We start from the raw sequence: 25,294 nt of genomic DNA on the forward strand, positions 1-25,294 counted from the left end.
GCCGCCGTAATTTTTAAATTCATATAAAATCAATAGGTTAATTATTGGCACGGTTTATGAATATCTCCGCGCATAACTGTAATGCTGGAGAAGCAGATGAACCGTTTTATTATGGCCGATGCCAGTAAGTGTATTGGTTGCCGTACCTGTGAAGTGGCGTGCGTGGTTTCCCATCAGGCGGAGCAGGACTGCGCGTCGCTCACCCCTGACACCTTCCTGCCGCGCATCCACGTCATCAAAGGCGTGAATATTTCCACCGCCGCCATCTGTCGCCAGTGCGAAGACGCACCGTGCGCGAACGTCTGCCCGAACGGGGCGATTAAACGCGAGAAAGGCTTTGTGCACGTCATGCAGGAGCGCTGCATTGGCTGCAAAACCTGCGTGGTTGCCTGCCCGTACGGCGCGATGGAGGTGGTTGTCCGTCCGGTGGTACGCAACAGCGGCATGGGGCTGAGCGTACGTGCGGAGAAAGCCGAAGCCAACAAATGCGATCTTTGCTATCACCGCGACGCCGGTCCGGCCTGCATGGAAGCCTGCCCGACGCATGCGCTGGTCTGCGTGGATCGCGACAAGCTTGAGCAGATGAGCGCTGAAAAGCGCCGTCGCGCGGCATTCGACACGTCGTCATCGCTGCTGTTCTGAACCGTATGTGCAGTAACGGCGTACAGCTGCGCGTGCGCGGCAAGGTGCAGGGCGTGGGGTTTCGTCCCTTCGTCTGGCAGCTGGCGCAGGCGCTTCAGTTAACCGGTGACGTCTGCAATGATGGAGAGGGCGTGCTGGTGCGCCTCGCGGGTAATGGGGGGGCCTTTACCGCGAGGCTGCATCAGGACTGCCCGCCGCTGGCACGCATTGACCACGTTGAAACGCAGCCGTTTACCTGGGCGCAGGTGCCGGAGGACTTTACCATCCGCCACAGCGCGGGCGGGGCGATGGACACCCAGATTGTTCCCGACGCCGCGACCTGTCCGGCGTGCCTGGCTGAAATGCGCGACCCTGCCGAGCGCCGCTATCGCTATCCGTTCATCAACTGCACGCACTGCGGGCCGCGGTTTACCATTATCCGTGCGATGCCCTATGACCGTCCGGCCACGTCAATGGCCGCATTTCCCCTCTGCCTGCCTTGTGAGACGGAATACCGCAACCCCGCCGATCGACGTTTTCACGCCCAGCCGGTAGCCTGCCCGGACTGCGGGCCAGCGCTGGAATGGCGTGCGGGCGACATCACCGCTTCCCGTGAGGCTGCGCTGAGCGCGGCGGTGGCGATGCTGAAAAGCGGCGGCATAGTCGCGGTCAAAGGGCTGGGCGGTTTTCATCTCGTCTGCGACGCGCGTAATCCGCAGGCGGTCGCGACGCTCCGGGCTCGCAAGCAGCGTCCCGCGAAGCCGCTGGCGGTGATGATCCCAAACGCGGACGGCGTGCCGGAGGCGATCCAGACGCTGTTACGCTCCTCCGCAGCGCCGATTGTGCTGACCCCAAAAGCCTCGCTTCCCGGGTTTCCCGAAGGGATTGCACCCGGGCTCGATTGTACTGGCATCATGCTTCCCGCTAACCCGCTGCAACACCTTCTGATGATGGATTGCCAGCGCCCGCTGGTGATGACTTCCGGCAACCTCAGCGGTAGACCGCCTGCCATGACCAACCAGCAGGCGCTGGATGAACTCGGCGACATCGCGGACGGCTTCCTGCTGCACAACCGCGATATCCTGCAGCGGATGGACGATTCGGTGATGGATCGGGACGGCACGATGCTTCGCCGCGCGCGCGGTTTTGTGCCGGATGCCGTCACGTTGCCTGCGGGTTTTGAGAATATCCCTGCCATGCTATGCACCGGCGCGGAGATGAAAAACACCTTCTGCCTGGTGCGTGGCAGCCAGGCGGTGCTGAGCCAGCATTTTGGCGATCTCGGTGACGAGGGCGTCGAAGCGCAGTGGCGAGGCGCGCTCTCGCTGATGCAGAAAATTTACGCCTTTCAGCCGAAGCGCGTGGTGTGCGACGCCCATCCGGGCTATCACACGCAACGATGGGCGCAGGCGCAGGGGCTGCCCGTTGAAACCGTGCTCCATCATCACGCCCATGCGGCGGCGTGCCTGGCGGAGAACGGCTGGCCTCTCGACGGCGGAGACGCGATTGCCCTGACGCTGGACGGGATCGGCATGGGCGAGAACGGCGCGCTGTGGGGCGGGGAGTGCCTGCGGGTGAACTATCTCGCGTGCGAGCGTCTGGGCGGGCTGCCTGCCGTTGCGCTGCCGGGGGGCGATCTGGCGGCGCGGCAGCCGTGGCGCAATCTGCTCGCCCACTGCCTGGCGTTTGTCCCTGACTGGCAGCAGTACCCGGAAACGCGCGCGGTTCAGCGTCAAAACTGGCCGCTGCTGGCAACGGCGATCCGGCGCGGCATCAACGCGCCGCAGGCCTCGTCCTGTGGTCGCCTGTTTGATGCGGTCGCCTGCGCGCTGGGTATTGAAACCCAATCCTGGGAAGGTGAAGCGGCCTGCCGGCTGGAAGCGCTGGCCTCGCAGTGCGCGGGCGTCGACCATCCGGTGACGTTGTCTGTCGACAACCTTGCGCTTTTCTGGCGGCAGTGGCTGGCCTGGCAGTCTGAGCCCTGCGAGCGCGCGTGGGCGTTTCACGACGCGCTGGCAAAAGGGCTGGCGCATCTCGCCGCGCGCCATGCCCGACGCCTGTCGCTGTCGACAATCTGTCTCAGCGGCGGCGTGCTGCACAACCGTCTGCTGCGCGCGCGCCTGCGTCATTATCTTTCTGACTTTACGCTTCTTTTTCCTTCGCGCCTGCCCGCAGGTGACGGATCGATCTCCTTCGGGCAGGCGGCGATCGCCGCTGCCCGGTCATGTTCACAAAGGACTTAAAATGTTACGACTCATACGCAATGAACCTCGCGCCGCGCTTCTGCTGCTGGCTCTGGTAATGGCAAACCTGCTGGCCTGGGGATGGGCATGGCACGCTTTTAGCGGCAGCACGGCGCTGATGGCCGCCAGCCTGCTGGCGTGGTGCTACGGGCTGCGTCACGCGGTGGACGCTGACCACATCGCGGCGATTGATACCGTGACGCGTAAGATGATGCAGCAGGGCAAACGTCCGTCCGGCGTGGGGGCGTGGTTCTCGCTGGGGCACTCCACCATCGTGGTGCTGGCCTCCATTGCTATCGCCGCTACCGCGACAGCGTTTCAGAAAAACATGGAGTGGTTCCACGAAACCGGCAGCCTGATCGGCACCGCGGTTTCCGCCACCTTCCTGCTGGCGATGGCGCTGGTGAACATGGTGATCCTGCGTGGCGTCTGGCGCAGTTTTCAGGCGCTGAAACAGGGCAGGTCCGTGCAGGGCGACATCACGCTCCCTGCCCAGGGCGGCGTCATGAACTGGCTGTTTGGTAAAACCTTCCGCCTGGTGAATAAAAGCTGGCAGATGTACCTGGTCGGTTTCCTGTTTGGCCTCGGCTTTGACACGGCCACCGAGATTGGCGTGCTGGGGATCTCTGCCGCCAGCGCGTCAAGCGGGATGTCGGTGTGGTCAATCATGGTCTTCCCGGCGCTCTTCGCCAGCGGCATGGCGCTGGTGGATACCCTCGATAACCTGCTGATGGTCGGCGCCTACGGCTGGGCGTTCAACAAGCCGCAGCGCAAGCTCTACTACAACATGACCATTACCGGCACCTCCGTGGTGGTGGCGCTGTTTATCGGCGGGCTGGAAGCGCTGGGTCTGCTGATGGACAAATTTGCCCTCAGCGGCGGCGTGTGGGATCTGATTGGCGCGGTAAACGACAACCTGGGCAACGCCGGGTTTGCGGTGGTCGGGCTGTTTGTCGCCTGCTGGCTGATCTCCATGGTCAACTACCGCTGGCGCGGCTACGACGCGCTGGTGGTACGTTCCTGAACCGGCTCCTGCACGGCGCAACCTCCGCGACTTCCTCAATGGCTGGCGCATAGCGGCATACCGATAAAAAAGATGCTGAAAATGTAGAACTTTTGCGGAATAAATATATTCCGCATTCTTCGCTTGTGTGAAATAACGAGAAAGATAATTGAGTTATTTATAAAAATTCGCCATTATTTGCCTCCTGCTGATGATGTCTCTTCAGACTGAGTCAGCTGCCAATAATAAATCTGGATGATGTTTTTAAGCTGTTTCATATTAAAGCATTTACGAAAATAATAAATAAGGGATTGATGGCGATGATATATCTACTTTGCATTTATTTGATGAATAGAATGCGTAAGAAAAAGCCCCGGAATATCGGGGCGGTGAATAATAAAATTCAAAGGTTAACTCTGCGTAGACTCGTTGTTGGACGGGTAAACGAAGCGCCGCCTGGCAACGAGAAGGTTAAGCAGGTAACAGTTTCAGCAGTGCGAAAGCCTCCTTCATCCGGTCTTCACTAACCACAAAAGCGCGAATCTGACCCTCGTTATCCGCGCCGCGCGCGACCATTCCCTGCGGTTCGAGGGTAATTTGCCAGTTCAGATCCTGACGCTGCGTTTCACCGACAAGATGCAGCGGTAATTCTGGCGTTTTGACTTTAATCAGCATGGAGGGTAATTTCAGCGGCGCGCTGCCGCCGAGCAGGTTTTTCGCCAGATACATCGCGCTTAATTGAATTGGCTGTAAAAAGGGCAGTACCTGACCGTTAATTTCAGCGCAGTCACCTAACGCGTAAATATCAGGTTGCGTGGTTTGCAGGTAGCTATTTACCTTCACGCCACGCTGTATTTCGGCGCCTGCGCGATGCGCCAGCGCGGTTTCCGGGCGCAGACCCGTTGCAGCGATTACCACATCCACCTCAACGCTGCGGCTGCGGTCGAGAGTGGCACGAATGCCGCCTTCGGTTTTGCTCAGGCTTTGCAGCTGCGATTTCAACATCAGATGCACCCCCATGTCGGTCAGGCGATGCTGTAAGCGACTGCTTACTTCTACGGGCATCAGCGACGACAGAATGCTTGCCGCGTGGTCGACCATAGTCACGGATTTACCCGCCCGGCAGAAATCCATCGCCAGCTCGGTGCCTATCAGCCCGCCGCCGACAATCATCACGCGCTGCGCGTCGCGAAGCGCCGTTTCGCTGGCCTGATACTCCTGCTGGCTGTTCAGGGTGATCGTCAGCTCGCGGCCTTCAACCGGCGGCATAAACGCAGAGGCACCCGTGGCCAGCACCAGTTTGTCGTACTGCCAGGTTTTCTCTTTTGCTTTCACCTCGTGGGCGGCAGCGTCGATGTCGGTGACCCAGGTGTAAGGGAACAGACGCAGGTTAAACTGTTCCGCGAACTCCCCCGCTGTCTGACGGGTGAGGTCTTCGGCGCGCTGATGCTGACTAATCACGTGGCTTAGATCAGGCTTGTTGTACTCGTCCATGCTGTCGGCGGCGATCACCGTCAGCGGCACGCTGGCGTCCTGCTTGCGGATGTTTTTCACCAGCTGGCGGGCGGCAAAGCCCGAGCCGATGATGACGATACCGTTGTTCATTTTGCCTCCGTACCCAGTTCGTCAAAGACGTCTTTACCGAGTGAACACTCCGGGCAGAGGAAATTGTCCGGCACGTCACTCCACGGCGTGCCCGGCGCAACGTCCTGCCGCGGCTCGCCCAGCGCCGGGTCGTAAATCCACTGGCAGACGCTGCACTGCATGCGCGGTCCGGCATCGGCGGCTGCCGCGGCGGCGCAGGCGCAGGTTTCCTGCTGTGCGGTTGGTTCGGCAGCTTGCGGAAGCGGTGCGAGCGCCCACTGACGGGCAATGTCGCGGCCGTGCTGGCGGCAGACCTCCTGGGCGTCGATATCCGGGCGCCATTTCGCCTTCAGGCTGAGGGATATCTCAAAGCCCGCATCCTGCAGGCGCGTAGACAGACGGTCTACCGCGCCGCCGCTCCACCCGTGGGAGCCAAAGGCGCTGGCGCGCTTGTTGCGAAAACGCAGACCGGTCATTTCTTCCACCAGACCGGCAATTTTCGGCATCATCACGTTGTTCATGGTGGAGGTGCCCACCAGCACGCCCTTAGAGCGGAAGACGTTGGTCAATACCTCGTTCTTATCGCTGCGCGCCACGTTGAAGATTTTCACCGCCACGTTGGGGTCCACTTCGTTGATGCCCTGGGCAATGGCGTCCGCCATCATGCGGGTGTTGTTGGACATGGTGTCGTAGAAAATAGTGATGCGGTCTTCCTGATAGTCCGCCGCCCATTTCAGGTAGAGCTCCACAATCTGGGTGGGATTTTCACGCCACACCACGCCGTGGGAGGTGGCAATCATGTCCACCGGCAGGTTAAAGCCGAGGATCTCGGTGATTTTTGGCGTCACCAGGCGGCTGAACGGGGTCAGAATGTTGGCGTAGTAGCGCTGGCACTGCTCGAAGAGTTCGGTCTGGTCCACTTCGTCGTTGAACAGGCGCTCGTCGCAGTAGTGCTGGCCGAAGGCGTCATTGCTGAACAGCACCGCGTCGTCGGTCATGTATGTCATCATGCTGTCCGGCCAGTGCAGCATCGGCGTTTCCACGAAGATCAGCTGCTTGCCGTTGCCTATATCCAGCGCGTCGCCGGTTTTAACGGTGTGGAAATTCCACTCCGGATGGTGGTGGTGGCCGTTGATCGAGTCGATGGCGTTGGTGGTGCAGTAGATCGGCGTGTTCGGGATGTAAGACATCAGCTCGGTCAGCGCGCCGGCGTGGTCCTCTTCCGCGTGGTTGATGATGATGTAGTCGATGGCGTCCAGGTCAATTTCGCTGCGCAGGTTCTGCACGAACTCGCGGCTGAACTTGTGATCGACGGTATCGATCAGCACGTTTTTTTCTTCGCGGATGAGATAGCTGTTGTAGCTGCTGCCGCGCAGCGTTTTGTATTCCGTCCCGTGGAAATCGCGCACTTCCCAGTCACGTTGACCGACCCAATGAATGTTATTTTTAACCAGAATAGACATAGCAACCTCTACGTAATACAGCATTTTCAAATAAGATGATTTGCCTATATCAAGTTGCGTGCCAGTTTTTAATTTATTGATTTTACTTAATTAATATTTTTATGATCCGTAATGGGTAGTCATTATGACTATCCAAAGTAGTGTCAATATGACAACATGCATTGTCAAAATGACAGCGAGGTCTCTATGAGCTTTTCCGTAGACGTGCTGGCGAAGATCGCCATTGAGCTGCAGACCGGTATCGGCCATCAGGACCGCTTTCAGCGGCTGATCTCCACGCTGCGCCACGTGCTTGAGTGCGACGCCTCGGCGCTGCTGCGCTACGAGGGGCGGCAGTTTATTCCGCTGGCTATCGACGGGCTGGCGAAGGACGTGCTCGGGCGGCGTTTTACCCTTGAGGGCCATCCGCGTCTGGAAACCATCGCCCGCGCGGGTGACGTAGTGCGCTTCCCGGCGGACAGCGATCTGCCCGACCCGTACGACGGGCTTATTCCCGGACAGGAGAGCCTGAAGGTTCACGCCTGTATCGGCCTGCCTTTATTTGCCGGGCAAAACCTGATCGGCGCGCTGACCCTCGACGGCCTGTCGCCGGACCAGTTCGACACCTTTAGCGACGAAGAGCTGCGCCTGATTGCCGCCCTGGCCGCCGGGGCGCTGAACAATGCCCTGCTGATTGAACAGCTGGAGAGCCAGAACATTCTTCCCGGCAGCCCGGCGGCGTTTGAGCAGGTGACGCAAACGGAGATGATCGGCCTTTCTCCGGGCATGGCGCAGCTCAAAAAAGAGATTGAGATTGTCGCCGCCTCAGACCTGAACGTGCTGATCTTCGGGGAAACCGGCACCGGCAAGGAGCTGGTCGCGAAGTCCATTCACGAAGCCTCGCCGCGCGCGGTGAACCCGCTGGTGTACCTCAACTGCGCCGCGCTTCCGGAAAGCGTGGCGGAAAGCGAGCTGTTTGGTCACGTTAAAGGGGCGTTTACCGGGGCCATCAGCAACCGCAGCGGCAAATTCGAAATGGCCGATAACGGCACGCTGTTTCTGGATGAAATCGGCGAGCTCTCCCTGTCGCTGCAGGCCAAGCTGCTGCGCGTGTTGCAGTACGGCGACATGCAGCGCGTGGGGGATGACCGAAGCCACAGAGTGGACGTTCGCGTGCTGGCGGCAACGAACCGCGACCTGCGTGAAGCGGTGGTGGCAGGGCAGTTCCGAGCCGACCTGTTCCATCGCCTGAGCGTGTTCCCGCTTACCGTGCCGCCGCTGCGCGAGCGCGGGGACGACGTGGTGCTGCTGGCGGGCTTTTTCTGCGAGCAGTGCCGCCTCAGGATGGGGCTTTCCCGCGTGGTGCTGAGCCCGGGTGCGAGGTCGCATCTGCTGAGCTACGGCTGGCCGGGCAACGTGCGCGAGCTGGAGCACGCGATTCACCGCGCGGTGGTGCTGGCGCGGGCGACGCGTTCGGGTGACGAAGTTGTGATCCACGCGCGGCATTTTGCGCTGCAGGATGAAACCGCACCGGCAATCGCCCAGGCTCTACCAGAAACGGTAAATGAAAATCTGCGCGAAGCCACTGAGGCGTTTCAGCGTCAGATGATTATCCGCGCGCTGGAGCAGAATAACCGCAGCTGGGCGGCGTGCGCGCGGGCGCTGGAGATGGACGTCGCCAACCTGCACAGGCTGGCGAAGCGTCTGGGACTGAAGGGTTAGATAATGCCGGCCTGATAGAAATCCTGCAGGTTGATGGCGCCGCACAGCCTGCCGACGTCATCCACCACCGGCGCGGCGGTGATTTTACGCTTCATCAGACTCTCTTTGGCCTCAATGGCGCGGCTCTCGGCGTTCAGCGTCAGCCCGCCCTGGGTCATCGCTTCCGAAACCCGCGCTTCCAGCCTGCCGCCGCCCACCAGCCAGCGGCGCAGGTCGCCGTCGGTAAAGACGCCCTTCACGAAGCCGTCGCTGTCGCAAACCGCCACCAGGCCCAGGCCGGTGCGGCTCAGCTCCAGCATCGCGTCCATGACGCTGGTATCAAGTTTGACCTGCGGAATGGCATCGTCGGTGCGCATCAGGTGATGCACTTTATTGAGCAGCCGCGCGCCGAGGGCCCCCGCCGGATGCGAACGGGCAAAATCTTCTTCGTTAAAGCCGCGCGCCTGCATCACCGCCATGGCCAGCGCGTCGCCCATCATCAGGGTGTTAACGGTGCTGGAGGTCGGGGCGAGGTGCATCGGGCAGGCTTCGCGCTCGACGGATATGTCCAGCGTCGCTTTGGCGGCCAGCGCCAGCGGCGAGCGGGACTTCCCGGTCATCGCCAGCAGGGCGACCGATTTTTCCTGCAGGCGTGGAATAATCAGGTCCAGCTCTTTGGCCGAACCGGAGTAGGAGATAAACAGCATCACGTCGCGGCTTTCAATCATCCCCAGATCGCCGTGCAGCGCCTCTGCCGGATGCACAAAAAAAGCCGGGGTGCCGGTGCTCGCGAGCGTCGCGGCAATCTTTTTGCCGATATGGCCGGATTTACCGATGCCCGCCACGATCACTTTGCCTTCGCAGTGGATAATGGTGTTGGCGGCGCGGACAAAATCCTCGCCCAGACGTTCCGGCAGGCGGCTGGCTTCCTGCAGTTCCAGCATCAGCGTCTGGCGGCCCGTTTCTAACAGAAAATCACTCATCTCTCTCTCCGGTTACGATCACGTCGATTCCTTTCTCTTCCAGCGCTTTCTTGAACGCCGGGTCGATACCCGCGTCGGTAATCAGCTTATCAACGCTTTCAAGGCTACAGACAATGTTGGGGCTTTTGCGGCCAAACTTCGACGAGTCTGCCATCAAAATCACTTCCCGCGCGGCGTTGCACATCGCTTTACTGACGCTGAAAACCTCGTTGAACGTCGTAACGCCTGCGTTCAGGTCGATGCCGTCGGTGCCCATAAAGAGTTTATCAAAGCTGAAGTGGTCGAAGGCATTCTCCGCCAGCTGGCCGTGAAACGACGCCGATTTTTTGCGGAAGGTGCCGCCGGGCATCAGGATGGTCTGCTCGCTGTCAAACTCCGACAGGGCGTTGACGATGTGCAGGCTGTTGGTCATCACCGTGATGTTGTTAAAGCGGCTGAGCAGCGGGATCATCTGCAGGACGGTGCTGCCTGCATCCAGAATGATGGAGTCGCCATCGTGGATAAATTTGACGGCGGCTTCGGCAATCAGCGCTTTCTGGTGGGTATTGATCAGCGTTTTGTGATCGATAGGCGGGTCCGCTTCGTCCTTGTTGAGCACCACGCCGCCGTAGGTTCGAATGACGGCGCCAGAGTTTTCGAGCAATACCAGGTCCTTGCGTATTGTCGTGCCGGTGGTGTCAAAGTAGTGGGCCAGATCCTCTACCGAGCATTTTCCCTGCTTTTGCAGATGCTCGAGAATGGCCGCCTGCCGCTGACGAGGTTTCATAGGCGCTTCGTTCCTTAGGTTGCGAAATGATAATTTCGCAAGTCTATAGCTTTCACAACGAAATTATCCATGTTTCAGATTAAGCGCTAATGATAGTGCATTCTGACAGAGTGGATCATGGGGAAAGATCACATCAGGCCGCAATTCCTGCAACGAAATGCCGTTAATTGCCTGGATTTTCACCGGCCGCGCGAAGACGGTCATGCCGCGCATGATGAGGGAATCGCAGACGTGATTGTTTTCATCCAGCGCCACGGCGACGACGACCCGCGGTTTGAAGCGTCCGCCGGAACGCCCGACGCCCACGCGGCCTTTCTGACACAGAGCGTCAAACGCGCGGTTAAACTGGTGGATCTGCCAGCCGCCAAACGCCATCTGGCAGATCCAGGCGAGGGCGGCGACGGTGATGAGTGCGGTGACCATATCGACTCCTTATTATGTTCCCTCTCCCGGTGGGAGAGGGTTAGGGTGAGGGCATCAGGCCGCTCGATCAGAACATCACCTGCCCGCCGGTGACGTTAATCGACTGCCCGGTGCAGTAAGACGCTTTCGGGCTGGCGTAAAACAGCAGCATGTTCAGCACGTCCTGATAGTCGCACCCGCGCTTCAGCGGCACTTTATCGATGTAGTACTGCTCCACCTCGTCCGCTTTGATGCCAAGTTTGGTGGCGTACTGCGGCAGTAGGGACTGGAACATCGGCGATTTCAGCAGGTTGCCCAGCATCAGCGAGTGAACGGTAATCCCGTATTCGGCCAGATCCAGCGCCAGAGACTGCGTCAGCCCCACGCCGCCAAACTTCGCCGCGCTGTAGCCGGAGTTGTGCTTGCTGCCCACTTTCCCTGATTTGGAGTTGATCTGAATGATGCGCCCCTGAATGCCGTCGCGGATCATCAGACGGGAAAACTCGCGGGCGCAGAGGAAATAGCCCACCAGATTCACCTGCAGCGAGCGGTCAAAGTCCCCCAACTCGAAATCGCTGATAAAGGCCGCTTTCGCAATACCGGCGCTATAAACCAGCAGGTCGGTACGGCCAAAAATCTCGTCCACGCCGCGGGCCAGCGCCATCACGCTCTGCTCGCTGGTGGCGTCGGCACCAAACCCGTACGCCATCCCTTCGCCAAACTCGGTGTTAATGGTGTCCGCCACGCGGGCGGCTTTTTCACTCTGAATGTCCACTACCGCCACGCGGTAGCCCTCTGCGGCAAGCCCACGGCAGAGGAACTCGCCTAAGGTTTGTCCTCCACCAATGACAACGGCAACCTGACTCATGTGTATCTCCTTAATTACGAAACAAATTTTAACGTGCAGCCTGGGATGACAGCCTGCGGAACCGGGCCCGCCACGTGAACCGTACCGGGGTACTCCGCCTGCGGCTGTCCGTCAAAACGCAGGGTGATGTGGCCCAGCTCGCGCAGGTTTTGCTCGGCCACGTCGCCGACGGCGGTTACGGCATAGCGCGCCTCTCCCAGCTCCAGCTGGCTTCCTGCCTTCAGCTCACCGTTCAGCTCGCCGTGGCAGTGGATAAAACAAAACTCTTCGATATCCGCCGGGGCGCCTTCCCGGAAGGTGATCAGCATCTGGTCGCTCAGCGCGTCGGCGGCGCTCTGGCCGATGCGGGTAATAGTGGTCTGGTAAATCACGGTCATGGCAGGAACCTCTTATTGATAGATAAAGCCGGAGACAAACCAGGCAATCAGCACCGTCGGTGCGCCCGTCAGGAAGCGGCTGACCAGCACCGACGGCACGCCCACGCGCACGGTGTCCTGGCGCGCTTCGGCCAGCGACAGCCCTACGGGGATGAAATCGCACGCCGCCTGGGCGTTAATGGCGAACAGGGCGGGCAGGGCGAGGTGCGGGGGAATGTTCCCCAGACCAATCTGCACGCCAATCAGCACGCCGATGACCTGGGCAATTACCGCGCCAGGGCCGAGGAACGGCGACAGCAGCGGGAAGGAGCAGATCAGCGCCAGCGTCACCAGCCCGAGCGGGTGGCTCGCGAGCGGGGCGAGGCCGTGGGCAATCCAGTCGCCCAGGCCGGACGCCATGATGATGCCGATCAGCGCCGAGACGAATGCCATAAACGGCAGAATGGTTTTCAGCACCGTGTCGATGGTGTCGCGCCCGGACTGGAACAACACCGCCACGGCGGAACCCATGCCCATCCCGACCTTCGCCAGCAGGCCGTCGCTCTGTTCGGTGATTTTCTTGCTGGTGTCGTACTCGCGCGGGGCCGCTTTTTGCGGCGCGGCAGTGCCATTCACCAGCGTGATGTTGTCCTCCTTCACGCCTGAGACATAAATGTCCTCAAGGATGTACTGCGCCAGCGGGCCGGATTTTCCGGTGGAGTGAATATTCACCGTCGGAATGCGGCGCTTCGGATAGATACCGCAGCGCAGCGTGCCGCCGCAGTCGATTACCGCCACGCCGATTTCCGCTTCCGGCGGCTCGCCTTCCTTGAAGCCGTCGACCGCTTCCCAGCCGGTCAGCTCGCGCAGTCTGTCGACGATTGCCGGGCGCGTGCCTGCGGTGATGTAGACGATCTTTTTGCCTTCGGTGGCGTCGAACTCCAGCGGGCCGCCCCAGCCGCCCGTGCCTTTTTCAATGCGGATCCGGTTCATGCTGTGGCTCCTGAAAGATGGACTTTCTGTTCAAGCTGGATGCCCATTTTTTTCTCAAAAATGGCGGTGGTGAGGTCGGTCACCCAGCCGCGGAAGAAGTTGGTGACCAGGCCAACCAGCAGGTAGCTCACCGCCAGCGGGCCGAGCGGCAGGCCAAGGGTGGTGAGGCCGCTGGCGATCCCGAGATAGACAAACAGCTCGCCGGGGTTAATGTGCGGGAACAGGCCGTTCATGGAATGGCAGCTGTAGGAGGCGGCGGCGTAGTAGCTCGGCTTGTACTTTTCCGGCATGAAGCGGCCGAGGCTTAAGGTCATCGGGTTGCAGAACACGAAGGTACCGATGAACGGCAGTACCAGGTAGCGGGACAGCGGATTCCCGGCACAGCGCTGGGCGAAGCGTTCGATGCGCTGCTGGCCGATAAAGTTGATCAGCGCGTTCATGATCACCAGCAGGCTGATCAGCAGGGGCAGGATCCCGGTCACCATGCCGGTGAACACTTCTCCGCCTTTCTGAAACAGCCCGATGAACCACTCGGCGCCGTGGGTGATGGTTTCTATCATTCTTCTCTCCTGTGGGGCTTTTTTGTTTTTGTCTGACTGCGGTTAATAATAATCACTTTGAAAGGTTTTAAAGTGTTAGTTAGATCTCACAATGAAAGAAAAATGGATTATTTTGAAAGTTTATTGGCGGGGCGAATGATTTTCGGTGGAAAAAAGCGCGGATTTGCGTAGGGGAGGTGCGTACCGCTTCCTTGAGGTGTTGCGGATGCTTTACCATACTGGGTTCTTATCGAACCCGTTAAATGGATGTCTCATGTTCAAGCGTCGTTATGCAGCGCTGTTGCCTGCGCTTATTCTGCTGTCTGCCTGTAGTAGCAAACCTAAGACCGAAGCCGTTCAGCAAACGGCGGGCGCGCCTTCCGGAGGATTCCTGCTGGAGCCGCAGCACAATATGATGCAGATGGGCGGCGACTTCGCGAATAACCCGGCGGCCGAGCAGTTCATCGATAAAATGGTGAGCAAGCACGGCTTTGACAGACAGCAGCTGCACGAAATTTTGTCTCAGGCCAAGCGCCTGGACTACGTGCTGCGCCTGATGGACAGGCAGGCGCCGACGGCCCAGGTGCCGAGCGGGCCGAACGGCGCGTGGCTGCGCTATCGCAAACAGTTTATTACCCCGGACAACGTGCAAAATGGCGTGGTGTTCTGGAATCAGTATGAAGATGCGCTCAACCGCGCGTGGCAGGTATACGGCGTACCGCCTGAAATCATCGTCGGGATTATTGGCGTTGAAACCCGCTGGGGCCGCGTGATGGGGAAAACCCGCATCCTCGACGCGCTGGCGACGCTCTCCTTTAACTACCCGCGCCGCGCGGAGTATTTCTCTTCCGAGCTGGAAACCTTCCTGCTGATGGCGCGCAGCGAGCAGGACGATCCGCTCGATCTGAAAGGGTCGTTTGCCGGCGCGATGGGCTACGGCCAGTTTATGCCGTCCTCCTATAAACAATATGCCGTCGACTTTAACGGGGACGGTCATATCAACCTGTGGGATCCGGTAGATGCCATCGGCAGCGTGGCGAACTACTTCAAAGCACACGGCTGGGTGCCGGGCGGCCAGGTGGCGGTGCAGGCGAACGGTCAGGCGCCGGGGCTGGAAAACGGCTTCAAAACCAACTACAGCATTTCGCAGCTGGCAGCGGCAGGCCTAACGCCAACGCAGCCGCTGGGCAACGCGCAACAGGCAAGCCTGCTGCGTCTGGATGTCGGTACGGGCTATCAGTACTGGTACGGTCTGCCGAACTTCTACGTCATCACCCGCTATAACCACAGCACTCACTATGCGATGGCCGTATGGCAGCTGGGGCTGGCGGTGTCTCAGGCGCGCGTTCCGGCGGCGTCACCGTTTAGTCAGTAAGTCATCTTATTCCCCCTCTCCCTGTGGGAGAGGGCTGGGGTGAGGGCATCAGCCCGCACCTATTTCCTGCAGAAACATTTCGCCACACTCCCTTTTCAAACCCGTCATTTACATCTTAACCGCCTTTCATTATTGTTATGTTATAACATTTAATGCGGTGTCGACATGTCAACGTCCCTTTTTTCTCTGTCTGCTCTGGTTCGGCTTTTGCTGGCGCTGGTGCTGGTTGTCTTTATCGGGCTGGCCGTGCGCTGGGCGGTGGCACTGCCATGATCGTGATGAACGAACTGGTCGCGGGTTATGAACGCCAGCCCGTTACGCGGCCCCTCTCGGGCACCATTGAGCGCGGCAGCATGACCGCCATTATCGGCGCTAACGGCTGCGGGAAATCCACGCTGCTGAAAACGCTGGCGGGGTTTATTCCTCCCGTCAGCGGCGGTTTCCGCTGGCAGGGTAAGCGCCCGGTCATCGGCTGGCTGGCACAGCGTCACGCCCTGGAGGCGCAGTTTCCGCTGACCGTACAGGACGTGGTAAGCATGGGCTGCTGGCCGGGCATTTCGCTTTTTTCCGGGTTTCGTCGCGAAACGCGGCTGCGCATTGCCAGCGCGCTTGAGCGCGTTGGGCTTGAGTCCATGGCGTTATCCACCATCGATGAACTCTCCGGCGGTCAGTTTCAGCGCATGCTGTTTGCCCGCGTCCTGGTGCAGCAGGCGCCGCTGGTGATGCTGGATGAACCCTTTACCGGGGTCGATGAAACCACCTGCAGCGTGCTGATGGATTTGATGCTGGAGATGTATATGCAGGGGCAAACGCTGCTCGCGGTACTGCACGACAGCGAGCGCGTGTCGCGCCATTTTCCGCAGACGCTGCGGCTGGATGCTGACGTTCCCCAGTGGAAAACCGAGCGGGTGAGGGTGGCATGATCTGGCATCTCTTTTTTCAACCGTTCATTGAGTACGGCTTTATGCGTCGCGCGCTGGTGGTTTGCCTGGCGCTCTCCGTCAGCACCACCGCGCTCGGCGTGTTTCTTCAGCTGCGTCGGATGAGCCTGATGGGCGACGCCCTTTCTCACGCCATTTTGCCGGGTGTCGCCGTGGGGTATTTGCTCAGCGGTATGTCGCTGCTGGCGATGAGTATTGGCGGTTTTATCGCGGGAATTACCGTGGCGCTGCTGGCCGGTCTGGTCAGTCGACGCACGCCGCTGAAAGAAGATGCCAGCTTTGCCGGGTTTTATCTTGGCTCGCTGGCGCTGGGGGTCACGCTGGTGTCGCTGCGCGGGTCGAATGTCGATCTGCTGCATCTGCTGTTTGGCTCTATCCTCGCCGTGGACAAGGACGCCGCGCTGTTTGTCACGGGCGTGTGTATGTTCACCCTTATCACACTGGCGCTGTTTTATCGCGGGCTGGTCACAGAAGCGTTTGATACTGCCTGGCTGCAGGTGAACGCCCGCTGGCTGCCTGGCCTGCTGCACGGACTGTTTCTGGCGCTGCTGGTGCTTAACCTGGTGGCTGGTTTTCAGGTGCTCGGCACGCTGATGGCCGTCGGGCTGATGATGCTTCCGGCCGTGGCGGCACGCTGCTGGGTGCGCACGCTACCAGCCTTACTTCTGATGGCGGGGATAAGCGGTATTTTCTGCGCATGGCTGGGGCTGAGCCTCTCCTGGGCGATGAGCCTACCTGCCGGGCCGTCCATCGTGCTCACCGCCAGCGCGCTGTTCTTTATTTCCATTTTACTGGGTACGCGAAGCAGGCTCGCTGGCAGCCTGCGGGCGTATTTTTAACGCAAGGGGAAACGATGAAACGTACAGGATTTGTAGTGGCGCTCGCGCTGGGGATGATGTCGCACGGCGTGATGGCGAAAACGCTGAATGTGGTAACCAGCTTTTCGATTCTGGGGGATATCACGCAGGAGGTAGGCGGTGACCATGTGAACGTGACGACACTGGTCGGGCCTGACGGCGATCCGCATACCTTTGAACCGTCGCCGAAAGACAGCGCCGCCCTGAGCAAGGCTGATGTGGTGGTGGTGAACGGCCTGGGGCTGGAAGGCTGGCTTGATCGTCTGGTGAAAGCCTCCGGGTTCAAAGGGCAGCTGGTTGTGGCCTCAACAGGAGTGAAAACCCACACGCTTGAGGAAGATGGAAAGACTGTGACCGATCCCCATGCGTGGAACAGCGCGGCGAACGGGGCGCTCTATGCACAAAATATCCTGAACGGGCTGGTGAAAGCCGATCCTGAGGACAAAGCCGCGCTGGAAGCCTCTGGCAAAACGTATATCGCGCAGCTCAGCCAGCTGGATAACTGGGCCAAAACGCGCTTTAGCCAGATCCCGCCGGCGAAGCGTAAAGTGCTGACCAGCCATGACGCGTTCGGCTATTTCAGCCGCGCCTACGGCGTGACGTTTATGGCGCCGCAGGGGCTGTCGTCTGAGAGCGAAGCCAGCGCGGCGCAGGTCGCCGAGATTATCAATCAGATTAAAGCCGACGGCGTGAAAACCTGGTTTATGGAAAATCAGCTCGATCCGCGTCTGGTGAAACAGATTGCATCGGCGACGGGCGCACAGCCCGGGGGCGAGCTTTACCCCGAAGCGCTGTCGGCAAAAGGTGGGGTGGCTGACACCTACGTTAAGGCGTTTCGCCACAATGTGCACACCCTCGCTGAGAGCATGAAATAACCTTTCCACCGCCGGTGCGTCCGTACCGGCTTTTTTCTGAAGCCCCCTCGTAAAACCTGAAGTGCATCCCCACATCTGACGATAAAGTGCTATCTTGTGCAGCACGTTTTTCTGATGCCTGGAGCGAGAATGACTGACCATGAATTGATGCAGCTTAGCGAGATCGTTGGCCTTGCGCTGAAGCAGCGTGGCGCGACAATCACCACCGCGGAATCCTGCACCGGCGGCTGGGTGGCGAAAGCGATTACCGATATTGCCGGCAGTTCCGCCTGGTTTGAACGCGGTTTTGTGACCTACAGTAACGAAGCTAAAGCACAGATGATTGGCGTGCGTGAATCCACGCTTGAACAGCATGGCGCGGTCAGCGAACCGGTGGTAATCGAGATGGCTATTGGCGCGCTCAAAGAGGCGCGGGCAGATTACGCGATTTCCATTAGCGGTATTGCGGGCCCGGACGGCGGCAGCGACGTGAAGCCTGTCGGCACCGTCTGGTTTGGGTTCGCCACCTCCAAAGGGGAAGGGATCACCCGCCGGGAGTGCTTCAGCGGCGATCGCGAAAGCGTGCGTCGTCAGGCAACCGTTTATGCGTTAAAAACGCTCTGGCAACAATTTCTACAAAACACTTGATACTGTATGACCATACAGTATAATTGCACCAACAGAACAGAAATCCACGGTGAAGCACAGTCGCTTCTCCCGGCATGACAGGAGTAATAATGGCTATCGACGAAAACAAACAGAAAGCGTTGGCGGCAGCACTGGGCCAGATCGAAAAGCAATTCGGTAAAGGCTCCATCATGCGCCTGGGTGAAGACCGTTCCATGGATGTGGAAACCATCTCCACCGGTTCGCTTTCTCTGGATATCGCGCTGGGCGCTGGCGGTCTGCCTATGGGCCGTATCGTAGAAATCTACGGGCCAGAGTCCTCCGGTAAAACCACCCTGACGCTGCAGGTGATCGCTGCGGCACAGCGCGAAGGTAAAACCTGTGCGTTTATCGATGCCGAGCACGCGCTGGACCCTGTTTATGCTCGCAAGCTGGGCGTGGATATCGACAACCTGCTGTGTTCTCAGCCGGACACCGGTGAGCAGGCGCTGGAAATTTGTGACGCGCTGGCGCGTTCTGGTGCCGTTGACGTTATCGTGGTCGACTCCGTTGCCGCACTGACGCCAAAAGCCGAAATCGAAGGTGAAATCGGTGACTCTCATATGGGCCTCGCGGCACGAATGATGAGCCAGGCGATGCGTAAGCTGGCGGGTAACCTGAAGCAGTCCAACACGCTGCTGATCTTCATCAACCAGATTCGTATGAAAATTGGTGTGATGTTCGGTAACCCGGAAACCACTACCGGCGGTAACGCACTGAAATTCTACGCCTCTGTCCGTCTGGATATCCGCCGTATCGGCGCGGTGAAAGAGGGCGAGAACGTGGTCGGTAGCGAAACCCGCGTGAAGGTTGTGAAGAACAAAATCGCCGCGCCGTTCAAACAGGCTGAATTCCAGATCCTCTACGGCGAAGGGATCAACTTCCTCGGCGAGTTGGTTGACTTGGGCGTGAAAGAGAAGCTGATTGAAAAAGCGGGCGCCTGGTACAGCTACAACGGTGACAAGATTGGTCAGGGTAAAGCGAACGCGATCTCCTGGCTGAAAGAGAACCCGGCTGCGGCGAAAGAGATTGAGAAGAAGGTGCGTGAGCTTCTGCTGAACAACCAGGACTCTAAACCTGATTTCGTGGTCGATGCCGCGGATGCTGAAGAAACCAACGAAGACTTTTAATTCTTTCGTTTAAAATGAAGGGCTGCTGATGCGGCCCTTTTTGCATTTCTGAATCAGCAGGTTTTTTATGAGTGAACCGACAACACGTCGACCCGCGTATGCACGCTTACTGGACCGCGCGGTGCGCATCCTGGCCGTTCGTGACCACAGTGAACAGGAGCTGCGGCGAAAACTGTCGGCTCCGGTGATGAGTAAAAACGGGCCGGAAGAGATTGATGCCACCGCGGAAGATTATGACCGCGTGATTGCCTGGTGCTATGAGCATCATTATCTCGATGACGAGCGCTTTGCCTCACGGTTTCTCGCCAGCCGCGGCCGTAAAGGATATGGGCCCGCGCGCATCCGGCAGGAGCTGAACCAGAAAGGGGTGGCCCGGGAGTCCATCGAAAAAGCGATGCGCGAATGCGATACTGACTGGTGCGAGCTGGCCAGAGAACAGGCGATTCGTAAATACGGCGAACCGCTGCCGCGTGAATTTTCAGAAAAAGTCAAAATCCAGCGCTTTTTGCTCTACCGCGGCTTTCTGATGGAAGATATCCAGGATATCTGGCGTAATTTTGCCGATTGAACGCATGCGGGATTTTACTTCCCACTAAAGAAAACTTATCTTATTCCCACTTTTTCCAGTAGCTGGTCTGTCCAACGGTTTACCGATACAGGCTGGCTACGACATTTCGTTAGCTTGATTTCAGGATAATTATGAGCAAGAGCACCGCTGAGATCCGTCAGGCGTTTCTCGATTTTTTCCATAGTAAGGGACACCAGGTTGTTGCCAGCAGCTCCCTGGTACCGAATAACGATCCGACTCTGCTGTTTACCAACGCCGGGATGAACCAGTTCAAGGATGTGTTCCTTGGTCTCGACAAGCGTAATTATTCCCGCGCCACAACCTCACAGCGTTGCGTGCGTGCGGGCGGTAAACACAACGACCTGGAAAACGTCGGTTACACCGCGCGTCACCATACGTTCTTCGAAATGCTGGGTAACTTCAGCTTCGGCGACTACTTCAAACACGATGCCATTCAATACGCGTGGGAACTGCTGACCGGTGAAAACTGGTTCAACCTGCCGAAAGAGCGTCTGTGGGTTACCGTCTATGAAACCGATGACGAAGCCTACGAAATCTGGGAAAAAGAAGTCGGGATCCCGCGCGAGCGTATTATTCGCATCGGCGATAACAAAGGCGCGCCATACGCGTCTGACAACTTCTGGCAGATGGGTGATACCGGCCCTTGCGGTCCGTGCACCGAGATCTTCTACGATCACGGCGACCACATCTGGGGTGGCCCTCCGGGCAGCCCGGAAGAAGACGGCGATCGCTACATTGAGATCTGGAACATCGTCTTCATGCAGTTCAACCGTCAGGCCGACGGTACGATGGAGCCGCTGCCGAAGCCTTCCGTTGATACCGGTATGGGCCTGGAGCGTATTGCCGCGGTTCTGCAGCACGTCAACTCCAACTACGAGATTGACCTGTTCAGCACCCTGATCAAAGCCGTTGCCGAAGTTACCGGCGCGTCCGACCTGAACAACAAATCGCTGCGCGTTATCGCGGACCACATTCGTTCCTGTGCGTTCCTGATTGCCGACGGCGTTATCCCGTCGAATGAAAACCGTGGCTACGTGCTGCGTCGTATCATTCGTCGTGCCATCCGTCACGGCAACATGCTGGGCGCGAAGGACACCTTCTTCTATAAACTCGTTGGGCCACTGATTGGCGTGATGGGTGCTGCCGGTGACGAGCTGAAACGCCAGCAGGCGCAGGTAGAGCAGGTTCTGAAAACCGAAGAAGAGCAGTTTGCGCGTACACTTGAGCGCGGTCTGGCGCTGCTGGACGAAGAGCTGGCGAAACTTAAGGGCGATACGCTGGATGGCGAAACCGCTTTCCGCCTGTACGACACCTACGGCTTCCCGGTTGACCTGACGGCGGACGTTTGCCGCGAGCGCAACATCAAAGTTGACGAAGCGGGCTTCGAAGCCGCGATGGAAGAGCAGCGTCGTCGTGCGCGTGAATCCAGCGGTTTCGGTGCAGACTACAACGCGATGATCCGCGTTGATAGCGCGTCTGAATTTAAAGGTTATGACGCGCTGGAACTGACCGGCAAAGTGACCGCCCTGTTTGTTGACGGTAAAGCCGTGGACAGCATCAGCGCGGGCCAGGAAGCGGTTGTCATTCTGGACAAAACGCCGTTCTACGCGGAATCTGGCGGTCAGGTTGGCGATAAAGGCGAACTGAAAGGCAACGGTTTCAGCTTCAGCGTCAGCGACACCCAGAAATACGGTCAGGCGATTGGTCACCAGGGCAAACTGGTTTCCGGTTCTCTGAAAGTGGGCGAGGGCGTACAGGCTAACGTGGATGAAGCTCGCCGCGCGCGCATTCGTCTGAACCACTCTGCAACCCACCTGATGCACGCCGCCCTGCGCGACGTACTCGGTACCCACGTTGCACAGAAAGGTTCTCTGGTTAACGACAAAGTGCTGCGTTTCGACTTCTCGCATTTTGAAGCGATGAAACCGTCTGAAATCCGCGCGGTGGAAGATCTGGTGAACGCGCAGATCCGTCGTAACCTGCCAATCGAGACCCACATCATGGAGCTCGAGGACGCGAAGAAAAAAGGTGCGATGGCGCTGTTTGGTGAGAAATATGACGACCGCGTTCGCGTGCTGAGCATGGGCGACTTCTCTACCGAGCTGTGCGGCGGTACGCACGCATCGCGCACCGGTGACATCGGCCTGTTCCGCATTGTTTCCGAATCGGGTACGGCGGCAGGTGTGCGTCGTATTGAAGCGGTGACCGGTGAAGGTGCGATTGCCAGCCTGCATGCGCAGAGCGATCAGCTGCACGACATCGCGCAGCTGCTGAAAGGCGATAGCCAGAACCTGGGCGAGAAAGTGCGCGTTGCGCTGGATCGCACGCGTCAGCTGGAAAAAGAGCTGCAGCAGCTGAAAGAGCAGGCTGCGGCGCAGGAGAGTGCAAACCTCTCCAGCAAGGCTGTAGACATTAAGGGCGTCAAACTGCTGGTCAGCGATCTGGCGGGCGTTGAGCCTAAGATGCTGCGTACTATGGTCGACGATCTCAAGAACCAGCTTGGTTCTACCGTTATCGTGCTGGCGACAGTGGCAGAAGGTAAGGTTTCTCTGATTGCGGGCGTCTCTAAGGATGTGACCGACCGCGTAAAAGCAGGGGAACTGATTGGTATGGTCGCTCAGCAGGTGGGTGGCAAGGGTGGCGGTCGTCCGGACATGGCGCAAGCCGGTGGTACGGATGCGGCGGCACTTCCGCAAGCTTTGGCCAGCGTTGAAAGCTGGGTAAGCGCGAAACTGTAATAACTACAAAGCACAAGCAGACGCCATAGCGGTAACGTTATGGCGTCTTGTTCACTGTGCTATCGATAACGATAAAGTCAGGTTGAGTTTGTGTATATCGGCTAAACTTACGTTTAACAGAATGTGATGCCGTGACTGCTTACACTTTACGTGTTTGTCATCGCTTACTTTTTGGCGTTATATGATGGATAATGCCGGGATACAAGAGACCCGACTCTTTTAATCTTTCAAGGAGCAAAGAATGCTGATTCTGACTCGTCGAGTTGGTGAGACCCTCATGATTGGGGATGAGGTCACCGTGACAGTTTTAGGGGTAAAGGGTAACCAGGTACGTATTGGTGTTAACGCTCCTAAAGAAGTATCTGTCCACCGTGAAGAGATCTACCAGCGTATCCAGGCTGAAAAATCCCAGCAGTCCAGTTACTGATATTATCGCGTCTCGCTGTCGGGCGAGACGCAACCCTCCTGCCATTTTTCCTGCTCAACGTTACCGTTTAATTTCAAACGCTCTCTTTTTAACCACTCCGTTACCTTAAACTCGCCCTTACGCCGCCATTTCTGCAAAGGTTTTCTGTGAAGATGCCTGCAAAATCCGCTTATAAAACACCCTCTTTGCGGCTTTTACATGCGAATTGCGTGTGATTTGTGCAAACGATAAAAGCTTTTGGAAAATTGTTTGACTTATAAGTCCCAGAAAGTAATATATGCGCCACGCAGCGACGAGAAGCTCTTAACGAGTAACTCGAAGCACTCGAAAGAGGCGTTGTGTGGTGAGGTGGCCGAGAGGCTGAAGGCGCTCCCCTGCTAAGGGAGTATGCGGTCAAAAGCTGCATCCGGGGTTCGAATCCCCGCCTCACCGCCATTTTGCATCCGTAGCTCAGCTGGATAGAGTACTCGGCTACGAACCGAGCGGTCGGAGGTTCGAATCCTCCCGGATGCACCATCTATTACTTCATATTGCTTTAGAAGTGATATGAATATCGAGCAGTACAGTAGTAAATCCCGATGCATCCGTAGCTCAGCTGGATAGAGTACTCGGCTACGAACCGAGCGGTCGGAGGTTCGAATCCTCCCGGATGCACCATATTCTCCGAGATAACAGCGATGCTGTTGTTTCAAGGTCTGCGAGTTAATCGTAAGCACCAGGGAGGATAACGTTGCTTTAGCAACGGCCCGCAGGGCGAGGCGCAGACGAGTAATCCTCCCGGATGCACCATTTACTATTTCTGAAAGCAGTACCCTGATGCATCCGTAGCTCAGCTGGATAGAGTACTCGGCTACGAACCGAGCGGTCGGAGGTTCGAATCCTCCCGGATGCACCATCTATTACTTCATATTGCTTTAGAAGTGATGTGAATATCGAGCAGTACAGTAGTAAATCCCGATGCATCCGTAGCTCAGCTGGATAGAGTACTCGGCTACGAACCGAGCGGTCGGAGGTTCGAATCCTCCCGGATGCACCATCTTCTCCTTCTTTGTTTATTCCTTCGACGTTCCGTCAGCAATCACACTCTCAATCAGCGACAAAAATCACCATTTACGATAAAGTAATGGTTTGTTAATCGTTTAGCGAGAGCACGATGTACGCACAGTATGACGGTTTGATCTTCGATATGGACGGCACTCTCCTGGATACCGAACCCACGCATCGTCAAGCCTGGACTGACGTCCTGGGCTGCTACGGAATGCGTTTCGATCTTCAGGCGATGATTGCCCTCAACGGATCCCCCACCTGGCGTATTGCGCAGGCCGTGATTGAACTGAATCAGGCCGACCTCGACCCGCATCTGCTCGCGCGCGAAAAAACCGATGCGGTAAAAGCCATGCTTCTAGATACCGTACGTCCTCTGCCGCTGATTGATGTGGTAAAAGAGTGGCACGGGCGCCGCCCGATGTCGGTAGGAACAGGCAGTGAAAGCTCGATTGCAGAAGCTTTGCTCAATCATCTTGGCCTGCGTCACTATTTTTCTGCCGTGGTCGCCGCCGATCATGTTAAACATCACAAGCCCGCACCGGACACCTTCCTGCTTTGCGCAGAATTAATGGGCGTCCCGGCGGCAAAATGTGTCGTTTTTGAAGACGCCGATTTCGGCATTCAGGCCGCGCGTGATGCCGGAATGGATGCGGTGGATGTGCGCTTACTGTGAGTGACGCGCTGTCACTTGCTTCATTATTCGCCAGCAGTTTTTTAAGCGCCACGCTGTTACCGGGAAATTCGGAAGTGGTGCTGGTGGCGATGCTGTTGTCCGGCGTGAGTCAGCCCTGGCTGCTTGTATTAATAGCAACAATGGGTAATAGCCTTGGAGGGCTGACTAACGTTATTCTTGGGCGTTTCTTTCCGCTGCGCGAAAAATCGCGCTGGCAGGAAAAGGCAGTCGGCTGGCTAAAACGCTATGGCGCTGCCACGCTGTTATTAAGCTGGATGCCTGTAATAGGCGATTTACTGTGTCTGCTGGCGGGATGGATGCGCATCTCCTGGGGACCGGTGCTCTTTTTTTTGTGCCTTGGCAAGGCGTTGCGCTATGTTCTCGTGGCGTGGGCAACACTACAGGGTATGACGTGGTGGCACTAATTGGTGGAATGAATACGCGACCTTCAATCGTCAACCATTACAATTATGCTGAGTAACATTACTTTGACAGG

At 58.0% G+C, this 25,294-nt stretch carries 24 protein-coding genes and 5 tRNA genes; 20 read left to right on the forward strand and 9 right to left on the reverse strand.

Features of this window, described 5'->3' with window-relative positions; genetic code table 11:
• Positions 1 to 96: 96 nt before the first annotated feature.
• The 3 genes from hydN to ACMWLG_RS14710 are packed head-to-tail and all read left to right on the forward strand — an operon-like array spanning position 97 to position 3,888.
• Positions 97 to 642 (forward strand): electron transport protein HydN, encoded by a 546-nt coding sequence (gene hydN / locus ACMWLG_RS14700; protein WP_023308960.1) that lies wholly within the window; start codon positions 97 to 99, stop codon positions 640 to 642.
• Between the two features lie 5 nt (positions 643 to 647).
• The gene (hypF, locus tag ACMWLG_RS14705; RefSeq protein WP_045404207.1) at positions 648 to 2,864 is read left to right on the forward strand and encodes a carbamoyltransferase HypF; all 2,217 of its coding nucleotides are present in this window, start codon (positions 648 to 650) and stop codon (positions 2,862 to 2,864) included.
• A gap of 1 nt (position 2,865) precedes the next feature.
• Positions 2,866 to 3,888 (forward strand): HoxN/HupN/NixA family nickel/cobalt transporter, encoded by a 1,023-nt coding sequence (locus ACMWLG_RS14710; RefSeq protein ID WP_045404208.1) that lies wholly within the window; start codon positions 2,866 to 2,868, stop codon positions 3,886 to 3,888.
• A gap of 450 nt (positions 3,889 to 4,338) precedes the next feature.
• On the opposite strand, the gene norW is transcribed toward ACMWLG_RS14710, so the two are convergent.
• Positions 4,339 to 5,472 (reverse strand): NADH:flavorubredoxin reductase NorW, encoded by a 1,134-nt coding sequence (gene norW, locus ACMWLG_RS14715; RefSeq protein ID WP_045620452.1) that lies wholly within the window; start codon positions 5,470 to 5,472, stop codon positions 4,339 to 4,341.
• Positions 5,469 to 6,914, reverse strand: a complete 1,446-nt coding sequence (norV, locus tag ACMWLG_RS14720; RefSeq protein WP_045620453.1) for an anaerobic nitric oxide reductase flavorubredoxin — start codon at positions 6,912 to 6,914, stop codon at positions 5,469 to 5,471. The genes norW and norV overlap by 4 nt, the downstream gene beginning before the upstream one ends.
• Positions 6,915 to 7,100: 186 nt before the next feature.
• Between norV and norR the strand changes: the two genes are divergently transcribed.
• On the forward strand, positions 7,101 to 8,615 hold the full coding sequence (gene norR / locus ACMWLG_RS14725) for a nitric oxide reductase transcriptional regulator NorR (RefSeq protein ID WP_045404211.1): 1,515 nt from the start codon (positions 7,101 to 7,103) through the stop codon (positions 8,613 to 8,615).
• Here norR and gutQ read toward each other — a convergent pair.
• From gutQ to srlA, 7 genes are all read right to left on the reverse strand, one after another.
• Complete coding sequence (gene gutQ, locus ACMWLG_RS14730; RefSeq protein ID WP_045404212.1) at positions 8,612 to 9,577, reverse strand: arabinose-5-phosphate isomerase GutQ; 966 nt, start codon at positions 9,575 to 9,577, stop codon at positions 8,612 to 8,614. The genes norR and gutQ overlap by 4 nt on opposite strands.
• Positions 9,570 to 10,343: a glucitol operon DNA-binding transcriptional repressor SrlR gene (gene srlR, locus ACMWLG_RS14735; RefSeq protein WP_032640855.1), complete on the reverse strand. Its 774-nt coding sequence runs from the start codon at positions 10,341 to 10,343 to the stop codon at positions 9,570 to 9,572. Before srlR ends, gutQ begins: the two co-directional genes overlap by 8 nt.
• 63 nt (positions 10,344 to 10,406) lie before the next feature.
• Complete coding sequence (gene gutM / locus ACMWLG_RS14740; protein WP_045404213.1) at positions 10,407 to 10,766, reverse strand: transcriptional regulator GutM; 360 nt, start codon at positions 10,764 to 10,766, stop codon at positions 10,407 to 10,409.
• Between the two features lie 67 nt (positions 10,767 to 10,833).
• Positions 10,834 to 11,613, reverse strand: coding sequence for a sorbitol-6-phosphate dehydrogenase (gene srlD, locus ACMWLG_RS14745; protein WP_045404214.1), 780 nt, complete (start codon positions 11,611 to 11,613; stop codon positions 10,834 to 10,836).
• 14 nt (positions 11,614 to 11,627) lie between these two features.
• Positions 11,628 to 11,990 (reverse strand): PTS glucitol/sorbitol transporter subunit IIA, encoded by a 363-nt coding sequence (gene srlB / locus ACMWLG_RS14750; protein ID WP_045404216.1) that lies wholly within the window; start codon positions 11,988 to 11,990, stop codon positions 11,628 to 11,630.
• Between the two features lie 12 nt (positions 11,991 to 12,002).
• Positions 12,003 to 12,962 carry a PTS glucitol/sorbitol transporter subunit IIB gene (locus ACMWLG_RS14755; RefSeq protein ID WP_023308950.1) on the reverse strand — a complete coding sequence of 320 codons (960 nt, stop codon included), beginning with the start codon at positions 12,960 to 12,962 and terminating at the stop codon, positions 12,003 to 12,005.
• Positions 12,959 to 13,522, reverse strand: a complete 564-nt coding sequence (srlA, locus tag ACMWLG_RS14760; RefSeq protein WP_023333189.1) for a PTS glucitol/sorbitol transporter subunit IIC — start codon at positions 13,520 to 13,522, stop codon at positions 12,959 to 12,961. Before srlA ends, ACMWLG_RS14755 begins: the two co-directional genes overlap by 4 nt.
• Before the next feature lie 253 nt (positions 13,523 to 13,775).
• On the opposite strand from srlA, the gene mltB reads away from it, so the two are divergent.
• The 16 genes from mltB to ACMWLG_RS14840 all read left to right on the forward strand — a co-directional run bounded on the left by mltB (position 13,776) and on the right by ACMWLG_RS14840 (position 25,223).
• Positions 13,776 to 14,876 carry a lytic murein transglycosylase B gene (mltB, locus tag ACMWLG_RS14765; protein WP_169810216.1) on the forward strand — a complete coding sequence of 367 codons (1,101 nt, stop codon included), beginning with the start codon at positions 13,776 to 13,778 and terminating at the stop codon, positions 14,874 to 14,876.
• 269 nt (positions 14,877 to 15,145) lie between these two features.
• Complete coding sequence (locus tag ACMWLG_RS14770) at positions 15,146 to 15,799, forward strand: metal ABC transporter ATP-binding protein (RefSeq protein ID WP_045404218.1); 654 nt, start codon at positions 15,146 to 15,148, stop codon at positions 15,797 to 15,799.
• Positions 15,796 to 16,656 (forward strand): metal ABC transporter permease, encoded by an 861-nt coding sequence (locus ACMWLG_RS14775; protein ID WP_023308946.1) that lies wholly within the window; start codon positions 15,796 to 15,798, stop codon positions 16,654 to 16,656. Before ACMWLG_RS14770 ends, ACMWLG_RS14775 begins: the two co-directional genes overlap by 4 nt.
• 14 nt (positions 16,657 to 16,670) lie before the next feature.
• Positions 16,671 to 17,549, forward strand: coding sequence for a metal ABC transporter substrate-binding protein (locus ACMWLG_RS14780; RefSeq protein ID WP_032667918.1), 879 nt, complete (start codon positions 16,671 to 16,673; stop codon positions 17,547 to 17,549).
• Between the two features lie 129 nt (positions 17,550 to 17,678).
• Entirely contained in the window at positions 17,679 to 18,176 is a 498-nt protein-coding gene (gene pncC / locus ACMWLG_RS14785) for a nicotinamide-nucleotide amidase (RefSeq protein ID WP_023308944.1), read from the forward strand.
• 89 nt (positions 18,177 to 18,265) lie between these two features.
• Entirely contained in the window at positions 18,266 to 19,324 is a 1,059-nt protein-coding gene (gene recA, locus ACMWLG_RS14790; protein WP_023308943.1) for a recombinase RecA, read from the forward strand.
• A 67-nt stretch (positions 19,325 to 19,391) separates the two neighbouring features.
• Positions 19,392 to 19,892 carry a recombination regulator RecX gene (gene recX, locus ACMWLG_RS14795; protein WP_045404219.1) on the forward strand — a complete coding sequence of 167 codons (501 nt, stop codon included), beginning with the start codon at positions 19,392 to 19,394 and terminating at the stop codon, positions 19,890 to 19,892.
• Between the two features lie 131 nt (positions 19,893 to 20,023).
• Positions 20,024 to 22,651, forward strand: a complete 2,628-nt coding sequence (alaS, locus tag ACMWLG_RS14800; protein ID WP_045620458.1) for an alanine--tRNA ligase — start codon at positions 20,024 to 20,026, stop codon at positions 22,649 to 22,651.
• 241 nt (positions 22,652 to 22,892) lie between these two features.
• Positions 22,893 to 23,078, forward strand: coding sequence for a carbon storage regulator CsrA (gene csrA, locus ACMWLG_RS14805; protein ID WP_000906486.1), 186 nt, complete (start codon positions 22,893 to 22,895; stop codon positions 23,076 to 23,078).
• A gap of 342 nt (positions 23,079 to 23,420) precedes the next feature.
• Positions 23,421 to 23,513: transfer RNA gene (locus ACMWLG_RS14810), tRNA-Ser, on the forward strand.
• A gap of 4 nt (positions 23,514 to 23,517) precedes the next feature.
• Positions 23,518 to 23,594: transfer RNA gene (locus ACMWLG_RS14815), tRNA-Arg, on the forward strand.
• Positions 23,595 to 23,658: 64 nt separating this feature from the next.
• Positions 23,659 to 23,735 (forward strand) — tRNA-Arg (locus ACMWLG_RS14820).
• 161 nt (positions 23,736 to 23,896) lie between these two features.
• Positions 23,897 to 23,973, forward strand: a tRNA-Arg gene (locus ACMWLG_RS14825).
• A 64-nt stretch (positions 23,974 to 24,037) separates the two neighbouring features.
• Positions 24,038 to 24,114 (forward strand) — tRNA-Arg (locus ACMWLG_RS14830).
• 117 nt (positions 24,115 to 24,231) lie between these two features.
• Positions 24,232 to 24,798, forward strand: coding sequence for a fructose-1-phosphate/6-phosphogluconate phosphatase (gene yqaB / locus ACMWLG_RS14835; RefSeq protein ID WP_045404729.1), 567 nt, complete (start codon positions 24,232 to 24,234; stop codon positions 24,796 to 24,798).
• Entirely contained in the window at positions 24,795 to 25,223 is a 429-nt protein-coding gene (locus ACMWLG_RS14840; protein WP_008499541.1) for a YqaA family protein, read from the forward strand. The genes yqaB and ACMWLG_RS14840 overlap by 4 nt, the downstream gene beginning before the upstream one ends.
• The last annotated feature ends 71 nt before the right edge of the window (positions 25,224 to 25,294 follow it).

Origin of the sequence: Enterobacter sp. 01-M-02-SI-ECC (assembly GCF_047530595.1) — a bacterium.
Taxonomy (GTDB): domain Bacteria; phylum Pseudomonadota; class Gammaproteobacteria; order Enterobacterales; family Enterobacteriaceae; genus Enterobacter; species Enterobacter cloacae_M.